General features: G+C 33.0%; 10 protein-coding genes and 1 pseudogene. 4 read left to right on the forward strand and 7 right to left on the reverse strand.

The window, feature by feature from the left end:
* Positions 1-186 precede the first annotated feature (186 nt).
* Together A9239_RS15725 and A9239_RS15730 are read left to right on the forward strand one after the other, a co-directional pair.
* The gene (locus A9239_RS15725) at positions 187-1,983 is read left to right on the forward strand and encodes a hypothetical protein (RefSeq protein ID WP_048154670.1); all 1,797 of its coding nucleotides are present in this window, start codon (positions 187-189) and stop codon (positions 1,981-1,983) included.
* A 99-nt stretch (positions 1,984-2,082) separates the two neighbouring features.
* Positions 2,083-3,261 carry a glycosyltransferase family 1 protein gene (locus tag A9239_RS15730; RefSeq protein ID WP_048154667.1) on the forward strand — a complete coding sequence of 393 codons (1,179 nt, stop codon included), beginning with the start codon at positions 2,083-2,085 and terminating at the stop codon, positions 3,259-3,261.
* Positions 3,262-3,557: 296 nt separating this feature from the next.
* On the opposite strand, the gene A9239_RS15735 is transcribed toward A9239_RS15730, so the two are convergent.
* The 6 genes from A9239_RS15735 to A9239_RS15760 all read right to left on the reverse strand — a co-directional run bounded on the left by A9239_RS15735 (position 3,558) and on the right by A9239_RS15760 (position 10,793).
* Positions 3,558-4,865: a polysaccharide biosynthesis C-terminal domain-containing protein gene (locus A9239_RS15735; protein ID WP_141706488.1), complete on the reverse strand. Its 1,308-nt coding sequence runs from the start codon at positions 4,863-4,865 to the stop codon at positions 3,558-3,560.
* Between the two features lie 13 nt (positions 4,866-4,878).
* Positions 4,879-5,427 (reverse strand): serine O-acetyltransferase, encoded by a 549-nt coding sequence (locus A9239_RS15740; protein ID WP_176722171.1) that lies wholly within the window; start codon positions 5,425-5,427, stop codon positions 4,879-4,881.
* The gene (gene murB / locus A9239_RS15745; protein WP_048154659.1) at positions 5,420-6,376 is read right to left on the reverse strand and encodes a UDP-N-acetylmuramate dehydrogenase; all 957 of its coding nucleotides are present in this window, start codon (positions 6,374-6,376) and stop codon (positions 5,420-5,422) included. Before murB ends, A9239_RS15740 begins: the two co-directional genes overlap by 8 nt.
* Complete coding sequence (locus tag A9239_RS15750) at positions 6,369-7,625, reverse strand: UDP-N-acetylglucosamine 1-carboxyvinyltransferase (protein WP_048119623.1); 1,257 nt, start codon at positions 7,623-7,625, stop codon at positions 6,369-6,371. Before A9239_RS15750 ends, murB begins: the two co-directional genes overlap by 8 nt.
* Positions 7,626-8,094: 469 nt before the next feature.
* The gene (locus A9239_RS15755; protein WP_048154656.1) at positions 8,095-9,021 is read right to left on the reverse strand and encodes an SDR family oxidoreductase; all 927 of its coding nucleotides are present in this window, start codon (positions 9,019-9,021) and stop codon (positions 8,095-8,097) included.
* A gap of 32 nt (positions 9,022-9,053) precedes the next feature.
* Positions 9,054-10,793, reverse strand: a complete 1,740-nt coding sequence (locus A9239_RS15760; protein WP_080943671.1) for a nucleotide sugar dehydrogenase — start codon at positions 10,791-10,793, stop codon at positions 9,054-9,056.
* 1,371 nt (positions 10,794-12,164) lie between these two features.
* On the opposite strand from A9239_RS15760, the gene A9239_RS15765 reads away from it, so the two are divergent.
* Together A9239_RS15765 and A9239_RS18600 are read left to right on the forward strand one after the other, a co-directional pair.
* The gene (locus A9239_RS15765) at positions 12,165-13,202 is read left to right on the forward strand and encodes an acyltransferase (RefSeq protein ID WP_048154653.1); all 1,038 of its coding nucleotides are present in this window, start codon (positions 12,165-12,167) and stop codon (positions 13,200-13,202) included.
* Between the two features lie 48 nt (positions 13,203-13,250).
* Positions 13,251-13,623 (forward strand): annotated as a pseudogene (locus A9239_RS18600) (IS1634 family transposase); the annotation flags it as partial.
* A 221-nt stretch (positions 13,624-13,844) separates the two neighbouring features.
* On the opposite strand, the gene A9239_RS15770 reads toward A9239_RS18600, so the two are convergent.
* On the reverse strand, positions 13,845-16,058 hold the full coding sequence (locus A9239_RS15770; RefSeq protein ID WP_048154650.1) for a hypothetical protein: 2,214 nt from the start codon (positions 16,056-16,058) through the stop codon (positions 13,845-13,847).
* Positions 16,059-16,211: the final 153 nt, after the last annotated feature.

The following is a 16,211-nucleotide window of genomic DNA, read 5'->3' on the forward strand; positions in this document are numbered from 1 at the left end:
ATTAGCTTTAACATAGCTTACATTAGCTTTAACATAGCTTTTACATTAGCTTTAATTTAGGGTGATCTCACAGAAATTTTAAAAAAATTTATAAATATATACTTAATATATCTTTAAAAATTTTTATCAATAACTATTTAAATGGTTTCAAAAGGATATATTGAATAGTTTAGTGGAAGGATAAAAGTGCGCTCCAAAGATAAGTACATTAATACCCCTAGATACATAAAATTAGCATCAATATTTGGGTTTATAATAATATTATCAGCCTTAGCTATTATAATTAACAATCATACCCCTAGTGCATATGGTTTTTCAATATACAAAATGTATCCGGAATATTTTTGGATCCTTATTGTTATAGCTATTTTCATAGGTCAGATGATATTAATATATAACGCAGTTTCCAAGTATGAGAATAATAGTTGGCTAATTGGTTTTTTAATGATAATTATTTCAAATCTAATTTTATTGTGTATGCCGATTATCAGAGGATATTTCATACATGGCAGGGAAGATGTTTTAACTCATATTGGTTATATGGTTGATATTGAGAATAAACATAATATTATTTCTAACCCTTATCCCATGCTTCACATAATAGGTTTTACACTAAAATCCTTCTCTGGTTTAAGTTATAACGATATTACTATGTTTTTACCTATATTTTATTCATTATTATATATATTTTCATGGTATATTCTTGGGAAATATATATTTAAAAATAAACGTGATCTATATATAATGTTAGCATTTTCTTCGATACTATTACTTGGCAGTAAAAATGTTATGCTTAGCCCTAATGGGCAAGCAATTCTTTTTGTCCCTTTATTTCTTTATATCTTTTTTAAATCGAGATTACCAAAGAACGCTGCATCATATTCGATTCTGTTAATTCTACTTAGTTTTTTTATAATATTTTCTCATCCTTTAGTCACAATTTTGCTTACAGTAACGATTCTATTATCTGATATTACTATGTATTTTAATAGTACCAAAAATTCTGAAGTTAAAATAAAAAAATCAACTAATTTATTATCAATTATGATATGTTCCTTTCTTGTATGGTCTTCATATTTACATATTCTTGCATACAGTATAGAAAATATAGTGTTTACATTAATATCCAGTGACGGAGGCGGCTCTGAATTTGGGAGATATCAAACTTCTGTTAGTTCTGTCGATATATCTATTCTGAAAATTGTCGGACTAGTACTAAGTATATACGGTTCCTACGTCTTATTATCCATGCTTTCTGTCATCTGCATAATATACATACTTACTTTTTGGAAAAAATATAATATGAAAATGAATTATTATCATAAACTTTCAATATTAGGGTGGATATTACTGATATGTGTCTCAGTGTTATTATTTTTCTTTAATGATCAATTTGGTTTCATAAGAGTTTATAGTTATTCAATATTTTTCTCTATTATCTTGATATCTTTTTCAATAAGTATGTTTCTGAGAAGACCTTCGAATAAAAATAAAAGTAACTTGAAAGTATTGGTAGTAATATCTTTATTTTTGATACTTATCACGAGTTTATCCACATATAGTTTATTTTTGTCACCTGCAATTTTAAAAACAGATCAACAGACCCCAGAGAGCGAGTTTTCTGCAATGAAAACATTTTATGAGGTAAAAAATGATTATCCTGTATTGGAACGTGGAACAGTAAACCATAGGGTTCATAATGCAATTTATGGAGTATCAGGCACTAAGAAAAAAGATATTCTTCATGACGATCTAGTTATCAAGCATTTTGGATACGATAACAATTCTTCGTTAAGTGACTCTTATAACAAATCATACCTAATGATTAATTATATTGGTAGAAACCAGGATCAAGAAATATTGCCAAAATTTGAAGACAGATGGAGTTTTAATTATAGTGACTTTGTGCACTTAGATAATGACGCTGGAGTTGTTAAATTTTACTCCGATAAATTCACAGACATTTATATTATCAAACCTTAATTTAATTTGATCGTATGATATATCTAAATATAAAATATATAAAATTTAAGTTTTATAAAAAGTAATATTCAAGCAGTTATCCGATTAAAAGGAATCTCTATGAAAGTGTTATACTTAATCTCGACAATGGATCCTCACTCGGGAAGGGGAGGGCATTATTATAGTTTAAGAACTACTGCTGAAGAAATTAGTAAAAAATTGGATTGTGCTATAGTTGTTATCGGAAAAAGAGAGTCGCCGGTTATAAATCAGTCAAAAGTAAAGGTATATAATTTGATCTATGAAAAAATAAGTGTTATTAAAGTAATGAAAGATCTGAAAAACATTATTGATATTGAGTGTCCTCAAGTTATTCACAGTTTTGATGAAGATACTTTCTTTTTTGGAAGTTTAATCAGTAATATTTCAAAAAAACCATATATTCATACGAAATGTGGAGGTCCAAATTCAAGGATAGCTTTTCCAAAAGTGAATAACTTAATATTGTTTTCTCAAGAAGACGTTAGGTTTTATCAGTCTTCAAGAAGATTTAAAAAAACAAATCTATTTTTTATTCCAAATAGAATCAGGGAAATTCCTTCAGATTTTTCAAGAATAAAAAACATAAAGTTATCAGCAGATTGCAATGAATCAAAAGTATTTCTAATAATTTCCAGGCTTGAAGAATACAAAAAGAACGACATACTACAGGCAATAGATCTTGTAAAAAAATTAAACTATGATGGGATAAAAACTAAGTTAATTATTATTGGAGCTCTCCAAGATGTAAATGTTGGTAAAGAAATAAAAAAGAATATGGATAATAATATTTACCTGTTCACAGATGACGAGTACACAATTAACGCGAGTCAGCTAATTGATGTTGCAGACTTTGTTATTGGTGGCGGAAGAAGCTTTATGGAGGCTGCATTGAAGGGGAAGATTATGCTATGCCCCTTAAAGAATTCAAATTATCCGTTATTAATTACAGAAGAAAATTTTCAAAGTGCTTTTGATCAAAACTTTTCAAGTAGATTAACTATTGATAATTTTGATCCAGATGATAATTATAAACAAATTTTTCAAGCGTTAGTCAATGAAGAATATGCAAATAATATTACTAGTTTTATAAAACGAGTTTCAAGTAAAAATTTTGAAATCAGCAGTCAGCTCAACAGATATTGCAAGATTTATAACGAAGCAAAATATAAAATGCATCTTAGTATATTCGACATATTAACTCAATATTTCAGAATGGTTTATTGCAATAAACTAATCCCAAAACTTAAAACTACTTGATTAAAGCCTGTTCAAGAATCGATCTTCAATCAAACCAAGATCTACTGAGCTTTTATCCATAAGACAAAAGCAACTATATAAGGCAGTCTCAAAACTGCATTTGACTTTACATTTGGAACAATATGCTATAATTCAAGGCAAATACCTTAGATTTCGGGATAATTTCCGATTTAGAAAAGCCAACAATTCCAATTATCCAATTGTAGACATGGATCGAGTTTTAAGACCGCATGACATGGTATATTTGTAGACAAATTACTAGAATCGGTTTCAAACACGCAAATTGAGGTGATTCTCTAACGTTTAATCGGTGACACGTGAATCAATCCTAAAATAAAATTGATATCACTTTTTTTACAAATAAATATATCACTTAAACTTAATTGAGTAATTTTCATATAGTAATACAAAATAGATACTGATGCAAGCGTATAACTAATGGTTGAAGCAAAAGCAGCACCGCAGCCTCCAAAATCTGGTATTAAAATTATATTAAGCACAATATTGATTAAAACAGCTGGTAAAAATAGTTTTATAGTAATATCAGGTTTCCCTCGACCAGCCAGATCCATATTAATAATTTTAAAAAAACTCATCATAACTATTCCAGGTAACAATATTTTTAGCATTCTGATACTTGGAATATATTCTTCTCCATACAAAAAAGGAATTATATATCCACTTGCAAAATATAAGAACACTGACCCGATAAGGACAACAGGGAAAATGATTCTTACCATTTTTGCAATATCTTGAGAAAATTTATTTGAATTTTTTGAGTTTGCACTATATGCAAAAATAACTAGTCCAAAAGCCGTCGGCAGCTGCCATAATAATTCAGCAAAACCAACTCCTATTGTATATTGACCTATTTCTGTAACATTACTTAAGCGTTCAAGTATGATTATGTCTACTCTATAATTAAGATTCAAGATAAACAATGAAAAAGCATAAATAAATCCTATAGAAACCATTTTTGTAATTATTTCGGATTTCCAGCATATCTTTAAAGAATATTCACTATTAATCGATAACAAGGCGTATATAGCAAGCACAATTTTGGCAATCAGTGTGGCTAAAACTGCGCCTAATATATCTAATTTGATAAAAAATACTAAAAAAGTAATGAGTACAAAATTAATTATAGGTACCAAATACATTACTTTGTTAAATTTATTTATTTGTTGTTTGCCGATTAAAATCCCAGTAAAGTAATTTATAGTCAGATCTGCAGGGATTGTTAGTGACGCAAGTAATATTAACATTAGGTTATAATCTGGATTTTTAGTGTACGAAATTATTGCAACTGAAGTTAAAACTCCAATTATGCTCGATGAAATAAGTAATAATAATGTTACACCTACAATGTCTGACTCTGAATACTTTTGTTTACCAAGATAATAAACAGTTGCCTGGCGCATTCCCAGACTTAAAAGGCTAATCAAGATTGCAGGATAAACTAAAAGAGCCGTAAAGGCCCCTCTTCCCGCAGGTCCAAGCCATCTCGCAAGTAGTACTCCCGATACGAAACTTATAATTAATGTCAACATCTGAGTGCCAAAAACAGATATGCCATCTTTTGCCAAACTGTAGTTCTTTACCATTTTATACCCTACGTTATTCAATTATTTTTGCAGGAATTCCTACTGCAGTTGAGTTTTTAGGTACATCGATCAGTACAACTGAATTTGCACCAATTACAGCATTTTCATGAACAGTTATTCCACCTATAACTTTTGCCCCAGAATAAATTATTGCTCCTTGTTTTATTGTGGGATAGGACTTGGGTTCATCTTTATGCCCATGGCTTCCAAATGTAGTTTGTTGAAAAATTGTAACTTTATCTTCAATAACCACTCCCGCTCCAATAATTACACCTGAAGGATGAGCAAATTTTATTTCTTTACCTAACTTAGCTCTATAATCGATTTCATTGCCGCCAAGAAGATATTGTCGATATTTAATAAAAACGAGAGCTCTACGGGTCATTTTCGATTTTAAATAACAATATCTAGAAATACGATACCAAAATATCAGTTTAAAAGAAATATTCAAAAAAAAGATCGTAACCTTACTCAATAAGTTTTTGCCACCGTAGAAAACTAAATCTTGATTTATATCTTTCAAGCAGTTTTTTAAACTATATTTGAGGTCATCTTTATTCAATTTTTCCAACCTCATGCAACGATCTGAGACTTCCCAGCTCTCCTACATACCTCACTTCGCTTTCTAAACAAAGTCCATAACGTTGATATACAACTTTTCGGATATATTGGAAAATAGAAATCACATCTTTAGCAGTGGCATTCCCCAGATTTACTATAAAATTGGCATGTTTTTCCGAGATTTGAGCACCACCTATTTGATAACCTTTTAAACCTGCTTCTTCAATTAACTTTCCGGGAGGTGCAAAAATATCGTTCACAATAGGATTACTTAAAAAAACAGATCCACAATTGGGATAATTAAGTGGAAACTTGTTTTTACGATTATCCAGTATTTTTCTCATTTCAGACTTTATTCTTTCTTTTTCTCCAAATTCACATTCTAGCTCAATTTTACAAATAATATAATCTGAATCCTGAAATACTGATTTTCTGTAAGAAAAATCACATTCTTTTTGGGATAAAGATATTAAGTCATAATTCTTGTCAATAGCCCATACTTTTTTGACAACGTTTCCTATGCATTTTCCACCGCTCCCTCCATTCATAAAAATAAGTCCACCAAGGGTGCCTGGAATTCCAATGGTATGTTCAAGACCTGATAAACCACTATCTGATAATATTTTTGCAAATTTTGGAGTCCAGATACCTGCCTCTGCGCAAGCCTTTTTACCCCTAATAGTATACTTAGAAAAGTTTTTACCCATTTTTATTATAATTCCACGAAAACCTTCATCAGAAAAAAGTAAATTTGTTCCATTCCCTATAACCATTGTAGGAATTTTCATTAAGTTGGCATATTGTATTATTTCGAGTATCTGTTCGATAGTATAAGGTTCAATTAAAACATCTGCAGGACCACCAATCCGCCAGCTACTGTGCTTTGAAAGAGGCTCTTTTAAACAAATGTCTCCTAGATTTTTATTAATCAAATTATTTATTTTATCCATATCTTACATTTCCCCCCAGTGAAATTAATTTTTCTATAAAATTGTCGTATCCTCTTTCAATCTGCCAGGCATCTAAGATCCGGGTCTCACCTTTTGCCACCAGCCCAGCTAACACTAATGCGATACCAGCTCTGAGGTCAAGAGCTCTTACTTGAGCACCATTAAGGGGATTCCCACCGATGATTTCCAGTATATTACCGTTGATATTATATTGCAAGCCCATTTTGGCCAGTTCACTTGCATAACAATATCTACCAGGGAAACGTAAATCAATAATTTTGGAACTACCTTTTGCACAGGCGCCATAAACAGCAAATAAAGGTTGCATATCCGAATTAATTCCCGGATAAGGGCCGGTGCTAATCTCTATTGGATAGGGGGTTCCCCCTCTTACGATCAGACTATTGTCACCAATATAGTACTTTGCTCCACTTTCACGAAGATGTATTAATGGAACTTCAAGATCTCGGAAAGGAAAATTAATAATTTCAATATCTCCACCTGTAATTACTGCAGCAATCAACCAAGTAATCGCTTCCATATTATCAGGAATTACAGAATATTTAACTCCATATAATTTTTCTACCCCTGTAATTTCTATATGTTCCTGTCCAAATACCTGGATTTTTGCACCCATCTTATTAAGAAAATTAATTAAATCTAAAATTTCAGGACGAATATGAGGGTTCCAAACTTTAGTTATACCTTCAGCCAAACATCCACATATTATTGCATTTTCAGTAGCACCTGTTGAACGAATAGGTAAAAATATATCGGTACCTTTTAGCCCATCTTCTGCTTTGGCACAAAGCATATCATTTTCAACCCAAACTTTTGCCCCCATGTTCGTGAGAATCATTTCGTGTAAATCAAATTTTCTTTCTCCGAGATCACACCCTCCGGGAAGGGGGACTTTCGCTTCGCCTATACGGCTTACTAATGCACCTAATATAAGCAGGGTATTACGAATTGAACGTTTACTCCAATCTAAAATTGGTGAAGGAACTTCTTTTTCAGAAATAACTATTTTTTCGTCATTTATAATGCATTTCTTCCCTAGAGCTTCTAACATGCCGACATGAATTTGAGCGTCAAGTAATTTTGCAGGATAATTCATTAGATCTATTTTTTCTTCTGTTAGTATCGAAGCAGTAAGAAGTTTCAAAGCACTATTTTTTGCTCCACTTATCTTTACTTTTCCTTTAAGATGGGATGGCTGAATAATATATTCATAGTTATCTTGATTCATTCACATTCCTTCTCATGAATCTTTAAACTCAAATGTAATGTCTAATATTTGTCTGCTCATAAATATCAGATAATATGTTAATTTCAACTAATCTGCAATATTTATGCAGTTGGGTCCTTTTGAGCATTTATATTTATTAGGATATTTAGAATTGTGAAAGTTGCTGAAAAATCACAAATTAAGGAATAAATATTAAATCTATTGAACATAGAAAATACACCCACCTTTTCAGATTTGATCAGTAAATCTCTCTAACAGTTTAACTTAACTTCATTGGTCATCGGTTAAGGAATTTTCTTGCCTGAAAGCTATCGATTTTGCATTAGAATCCGACATTAAATTTTGGCCTATTTACATGAAATCGATACCTTGTTTCAGCTCATAATTTATTAAAATATTTGACAAATGTTAAGGAAATCGACGCAATTTGCCCCGATTCCTCACTTAACCAAAAACACATGAACTTAACTTATTTTGTGAACCACTGTACTACTTTTTCAAGTTCTTTCTTAAAATTATCAATTGGGTTATATCCAAATTCTTTAGCTTTTGAGATATCTGCTAATGAGTGCTTAATATCCCCTGGTCTTGGTTCCGCATGTACTGATTTTATTTTTTTTCCCAGAATTTCATTAATGTAATCAACTAATTGATTAATTGTAATTCTTCGACCACATGCTATATTGAAAACTCCAGTTTTCTTAGACTCACAGGAAAGAATATTCGCATCAACAACATTTTTGACAAAAGTGAAATCTCTGCTTTGTTCTCCGTCTCCATATATCACAGGACTTTCATCATTCAAAATTGCAGTTATAAATTTTGGAATCACAGCTGCATATTGAGAATTGGGGTCCTGCCTTGGGCCAAAAACATTGAAATATCTTAAGCTGACTGTTGGAAGGTCATAAAGATCCTGAAAAACCCTGCAGTACATTTCTCCGGTTGCTTTTGTAATTGCATATGGAGACATCGGATTTATTGGCATATCTTCTCTTTTCGGGAGAGTTGGCGTATCGCCATACACCGAAGAGGACGAAGAAAAGATTACTTTCTTAATTCCAGCATCTTTTGCAGCTATCAGAACATTCAGTGTTCCTGTGACATTAGAGTTGTTTGAACTAAAAGGATCTTTCACACTTCTTGGAACACTGGGAATTGCAGCTAGATGAAAAACGTAATCTTTGTCTTTGAATATTTCTGTTAAATTCAAGTCTACTATACTGCCTTGTATTACAGTTAGATTTTTGTGGCCCAGTAGATGCCTTATATTTTCAATCGTACCTGTAGATTCGTTATCAATAACTGTTACTTCGTTATCCTCAAGTAGCCTCTCAGTAAGATGGGAACCGATGAAACCCATTCCACCTGTGACTACTACATTTTTATTTTTCAAATAATCCCTCCTGAGAAACTATGATTATATAATTATGAAAGTCGTTGTAGTTTTCGTTTCTGGACCTCTTTTTTAATTTGCTGAATATGTCCTCTTCCAAGGGCTTTAACTTCGCAGCCAAGTTCGAAATATCTTCTGATATCCTTATCCGATAATATTCCAAAACAGTCAATAACTGCGATAGGTCCGCCAGCCATCTTTACGATAGTATCCGGCTCAAAGTTAAGATATTCCTTATGTGGAACTGCAAGGATCAGGGCTTCTATATCTTTAATTGCTACTGAAAAGTCACTTTCGATTTTTAGCTTTGCCAGACCTTCCTGGTTTCTGAAGAAACGTTTCCGTGAATGGCCGGAAGACGGATATGTGTCCTGGTTTTCCATTTCATACCAGTGATCAACGTATGGGTCATGAACACGCATCTCAGCGCCCATTTCAGTCAGTTTCCGGACTACAATTTCACTTCCACTGTATCTTGTATCACCTACATCCTGCCTGTAACTGGCCCCGCAAATGAGGACATCTGCTCCGGCTATATAGTGGCCCATATTTCGAAGAGCATCTCGCGTAAGTTCGGCTACATGAAGGGCTCTTGTGTCGTTTATATCAATTGCTGTGGGGGTGATCTTGAAGATCTCATCTCCATCCTCAAAGCCCAGAATATGCTTATAAGCCCAGTAACCCAGACCTCCATCTTTTGGAAGGCAATAGCCTCCAATCCCTGGCCCTGGGAAAATTATGTTACTGTGAGTTGGGCGCATTTTGATTGCATTAATAACTTTTATGAGGTCAACACCATTTTTTTCAGAAAAAAGACTCCATTCATTAAGGAAAGCAAGTATTGTTGCACGGTAGGAGTTCTCAACGATTTTTGCAGTTTCAGATTCGATGGGTCTATCCATTATGGTCAGAGGGTAATCTTTGGTGTTTATTACTTCACTGAGGAACTTTTCAACCTTTGCTCTTGCTTTGTCAGTACAACCTGCACAGACTCTCCAGAAATCGCGTACACTTGCCACATAATCTTTCCCAGGCATAACACGTTCAAAACTATGTGCGAGTAAAGGAGTTGAATCAATTCCACGCTTCTGGAATGCTTTTTTCAGGAGAGGAAGTGCAACAAATTCGGTAGTCCCTGGGGCAACAGTTGTTTCTATTAGCACAAGGCAATCAGGGCAGATGTTTTCTCCAATTATTTTCATGGAAGCTTCAAGTGCTGCCATATCGGCTTCGCCGGTTCTAACATTTCCAAGTTCACACTTTACATAATCGCACTGGATATCTACCACAACAACATCAGCAAGTTTCAGACATTCATTTGTGTATGTAGCTACAAGCGTTTTTGTTTCAAGAACACAGCGTTTTATAATCTCATCTACTTCTTTATCTTCTGATTTTACAGGAGATTGTCCTCTGTTGATCAGTGGTATTTTCCAGTAACTGCGCGTACTTGGTCTCTGACAACCGATTACAAATTTGCTATAATTCCCGTTTTCGTCTTTAGTATCCGCAATAATCGCAGCCATTACAGCTCCAACAAACCCGACACCCATCACAACGACAATCTCTTTCCCTTCCTCACGGGCTTTGTCCACAAGACCTTTAACTCTGTTAAACTCTTCTTTGTATTCTTCAGGCTCAGGTATTGGAAATTCTTCTCCTTCCGGACTAACCGAATAATTTATAGTATTAGAAGTAAGGTCAACGGACCCACTCTTTTCACCTTGAAGGCTTTCATGAACAGCCGAATAATTTTTTATTTGAGAAGACATCACTTATCTCTCCGAAAACTTTCAATCCAACTGATTATTTTCTAACTAAATCTCGTATTGTATCTGATCTTGTGCCGAGAATAATTGCAAGCTTCATATTTTTACCTTGTCTGAGCCGAAAAATCTCATTATCCCTATTAATTTGGCATGAAAGTACCGTGGTTTGAAAGGTGCTTTCATTCCTTTGTGCCTCTTATTCGAAGAATTTCATGTTTATTTTTATAGAAAAACACATTATAGTTATTTAATTTCTTTGATTCACATTTATGCCTTAGTCTTCAGGCTATTTCGGATTTTTTTCGCTTGATTTCAAGTTCTGTTTTTATTTTTATATTAGTTATTTATATGAACTCTTCTGCAATATAATTTTTAAATAAATCCTGTTATACATAAAAAAACTTTCCCAAATTACACTAAGATTACTATTTTAAAGGCAAAATAAGAGTTATTAATGTCTGACTGTTTACCTTTGAACTTGAGTCTTCCCACAAACTGTTTATATCAAGTAAATTTTTTATAAATAAGGAAAAACTGGAATCTATCATATTAGCCAGAAGCCCTCTCTTGAGAAAATTGACCGACCCATAAAGAGACTAAAAAGAAACAAATCCAAAAAAAGTTATAATTTGTCTAACGAGGTTACACCTGGCAAAACATTTCTTTTCCGACTATGATAAATAAAGTATATAGAAAAGAGACTCTTTGAACGAGAATTATTAAAAATAACTTAATCAAAGTTGCGCTGGCACACCCGCTACAAGCAACAAGGGTATGTTCGCGCCACAGCTCCAAATTCCGTTAAAGGAAAAATAACCCAAAACAATTTAGTTTGAGCAGAAGTTAATAATCGAAAATGGAAGACTATGGCTCTTCGCTGTTTCGAGTGGGTAATTTATATCCACTTCCTATATGTGATTATCCACTTCCTATATGTGATAGTGACGTATTTAATATTTAGAAAAGTTTGTTGTTAAAAACCACATTCAAGTTCGATGCTTTTCATTTTGGTCGGGCAGCTATGCAACTACAAAATTATTTTCATTAGTCATCGGTTAAGGAATTTTCTTGCCTGAAAGCTATCGGTTTTGCATTAGGAGCCGACCTTAACTTTTGGCCTATTTACATGAAATCGATACCAAGTTCCAGCTCATAATTTATTAAAATTTAATAAATGGTGAGGAAAATTGACGCAATTTGTCACGATTCATCACTTAACCGAAGACGTATGAAATTATTTTCAACCCATACAAAACAGCGAAGAGCCGAAATTATACTATCATCAACGGTTACTGAGGAAGTTTTCCATCCCCGCAGCAAGCTAGCGGGGTATTCGATTGAAATAACCCTATTACTAAAATTGGAGATTAGATTATGATCTCTCGGTCCTATTCAGAAATAAAAGATAAAATTACTTTAATTGATGGTATTAGTATTATTTTTATTGTACTCTTTCACGAGTTAGGTGGGATAAATCGACCAGATGCCATATTTTTGATAAGATATCTTGCCACATTTGGCCTAGTTTTGTTTACATTCTCATCTGGACTTAAAATGGGGGTAAATCATTCTGCAGAAATCAATGACAAATCATTTATAAGTAGGTATTTTGTAAAGAGATTCACTCGGCTGTATAAAGCGTATATTGGGTATACACTGCTGGCGTTTGTTCCTCTATATTGCGTCAGTTATATATCAATTAATTATCTTAACCTAAACTTTGAAGGCATCACACATTTTTGGAATAATTTAAACATAGACGGTTTACTTAAAACTCTGGTTGGAAATAATATTGTTTCTTTTCAATTAGGGTATCTAATTTTACTAATTGTAATAACAACTATTTGTTTTACAATTATATATTATTTTCAGATTGATACTTTATTATATTTAGGGATTCCACTACTGGTATTTGATGTTATTTGTAAGGATACTTTAAAACAGTACCCTAGTATTTTGTTTAATGTCATGATGTATATGCCAGCTTATATTTTTGGGATAGCCTATGGCTACAAGCAATTAGAACAAAATAAACTGTCACTTTCATATATTTGTTCAACAATTTTTGTTGCAATATTTACTATTTCCATAGTTTATCCACAATCGTTTGCATATAAATATGCTATTTTATTATATGGAATAACATTCCCGCCATTTATGATGTTATTTTCTAGATTACTACTAAATTGCAAATATTTAAAAGAATCACTAATGCTGTGTGGTAAATATTCATTCCAAATATATTTATTTCATTGGCCGATTATTTTACCCGTGTTGAGCAAATTTATGATTAGTATTCTCAAAATCAATTACTTTTTCACTCCATATGGTGTAACAGTCCTTGCAATGATTATCTGTGTCTATGTATATAAAGTAAGTAAAAAATTAAAATTAAATCAGATATTTGAGTAATAGATCCGAATTTCGGTAAGTCGATATAAAAATTAAAATATTTTTCACGATGCCGTTTTTATCAACATTACTTACGGCCATCCTAAAGACAGGAGAGTCGATTTACCTCGTTTTTCTATTTTCACGGTTACTGACCAGAAAGGAATTCCTCTTTTTGTGAGAGCACTCGATGGCAACAGCTCCGATAAGAAAGTTATCAAAAACATAAAGAACTAACACAGAACATGAATCTTGATCAGAGAGTATGTCATGTTGCAGACAGCGAATTTTATACTGAAGATAATATCAAAGAAAGATAGGAACCAACACTTTTTTAATCTCAAGAGTTACTGCAACCATCAATGAAGTAAAGAAACCCTTGATAGCAGACTTAATTCTGGAAACATGCTCTGATGAACATTATTCTTGTTATGCTGTAAAAAAGGTAATAGAAGAAAATAAATCACCTGATAAGCCCTGTTACAGGCTGCCTTGATAAGTCTTCACTACATTTCAGCTTTTTTGTCCTCTTTTTAGTATTATTTTTGGTCTTGCTTTTAACCTTCTTTTTGGCCTTCTACTTATTCTTCTTTTCTACTTATTCTTCTTTTCTACTTATTCTTCTTTTAATCTGGCGCTTCCGTTCACTTTACGCTGCTATGGTCAGGTTAATTGAATCTCTTGAACTGCTATGCTCAGCTCCCTGCTGTCTTTACTATTTAGCTCTGGAATCTCACATGGAATTTCAGGCCCTTCTGGCACATGCAGAAGAATGAGATTTTCGCCTTTCTTTAAGCTGATCGGAATAGATATACTGGAAAAAACTGTACTGATAGTTTGTCTATCTTGAAGAGTTTTGCCATTGTAAACCTCCAGAGTTTTTGGACTGTGGAAACTGCGTGCGTTAAAACTGAGTGTAGCATTTCTGGAGCTATTTGAATAAACTAATATTGTAGCATTATTTGACATCCATCGAGTGGGTTCTACATTTAATTTTTCCAGTGAATTCCATCCGTCTTTTAAAGCCATAAATGATTTCAGAGGCTCTTTTTTGACGTGATACACAATTAGAGAGTCCTGTTCATAGATTTTTCGTTCCGCATTAAGATTCATTTGGATTAGTTTTTCGGCAAAGTCAATCTCTCTGTCATTCATATAATTTGTATGTAAAATAATATATGATATATTATAATAATTTAAAATTGATGTTCCGACTTGATCTATATCCTGGTCCAGGATATCACCAGTAGATTGCAAATAGGTTAATTCCCTTACCACAGGTGTATTTAATTCAAAATCTCTTGCATTGGATGGATATCTGGCAGCCCAGTTACCTATGACAGGTTTTCCATGTATTGTCTGGTAATAAATGATGGTTGACCCTGCTACATAATCTTTAGTTGCAGGGATTTCAAGCAATGCGTAATTACCTTTATCCTGTGAAATCTCTTTATAAAATGAGGGTTCATCGACAGGTGATATAGATACAGGAACTGCCAGATATTCGAAAATTATCAAACCGGTTATTACAATTGCAGTCGCCGTTTTATTAATCCTGTTAGATTTTAGCAGTTCTGAGGCCCCATAACCCATCAAAACTGCGAATGAAAGCGAAGCAATTACAAAAAATCTGCCGGTTGTCCGGCAATTGTCCAGAAATGGGATCAAATAATACAAAACTAAATACGGAAGAGGAACAGTAGTATTGAATTCTGTAAATGAGGTCTTACCGTTTACATGAAGAAGTGGACCAAGACTGATTATCGAAAAAGACAGGGCAGCTATCAGCCAGAATTTTACATATTTGTTTCCTTTCAGTCTATAAACTGCAAGTAAAGAGAGTAAAATCACGGTGTATCCGATAAACATCGTGTTTTCACTGGTATTTCCTGAAAAATTGTTATAAATCTCTGTCGTAATATTTCCAAAAACGGGATGCAAAACCGAAGGAATAAAAAAACTCAGTAAATCCGCTGAATACATAACCGTTTCAGAGGGGCTTAATTTTAAAAAATTATCACCGGATGTTGCTGTTAGAATGTTTTCCAGGGTGAGAGGTATTATACCTATAAATGAGACGAATCCAAATATGGCATACTTGTAAAAGATTTTTTTCAGTATTTCTTTATAACCTCTGTTCTTTTCTTTATAACCTCTGTTCTCTGTTCTTAAAAAAACGTATATTTCATATACAAACAGTAACATTACAAAAATTCCCATAAACACCATATATTGAAGGTCGCTCATGGCTACGAGAATAAAGAAGATTCCTGCAAAAAAACTGTTTCGAACTCCGCCTTCTTTAAACATTTTCATCAAGTACAGAGCGCAGAAAGGTATCCACTCAATACTTGTTGCCCCAAAATGGCCAAGTGAATGTACAAAATGATAAGGTGAAAAAGCAAATACAATTCCAGCTATGAAAGAAGAAGTCCTGTCACCGGTCAGATATCTTACAAGCAAATATGTGCCGTATGCCCCAAAAATAAATGATAATAACCATAGTATGGTGTATACTACGTGAATTTCCATTATATTGGATAACACGTATGAAAGGATTTGATTAAAAGCCGACTGAAAGGGTGAAGCCGGGATTCCATCCGGATAAAATATTAAATAGTCGTGTGTTAATGTCGTTAGGTTAGGGTTGAATATGGCTACTGGCGTATACCAGAGTATTCTTATCCACTGAAATGCGTCTCCACTTCCCGGAATATAATTGCGTATCTTGAAAACTACAGGATAAGTGAGTATAAAAGTTATTAGAGTATAAAGTATTAAAACACTGGTGTGTTCTTTCAAACTTTTTTTCTGAAAACTCAATATCTGGCTATCAACTAAGTGTTTTTTTAGCCATTTCTGTGTACCCGATGTCATTGTACCTCTCATGGGTAAAACTTGATTACCAGTTTATTCGGTTATTTTTAAAGTTTATTTGGGATCAGTCTCTAATCCACTACTTGATTAATTAATTGTAGGTGTTTTTGGATATTATTAATTATTCTTAGTATTTTTTAATTTTTCTTTTTT

This window comes from Methanosarcina sp. A14 (assembly GCF_001729375.1).
In the GTDB taxonomy this organism is placed as follows: Archaea; Halobacteriota; Methanosarcinia; order Methanosarcinales; family Methanosarcinaceae; genus Methanosarcina; species Methanosarcina barkeri.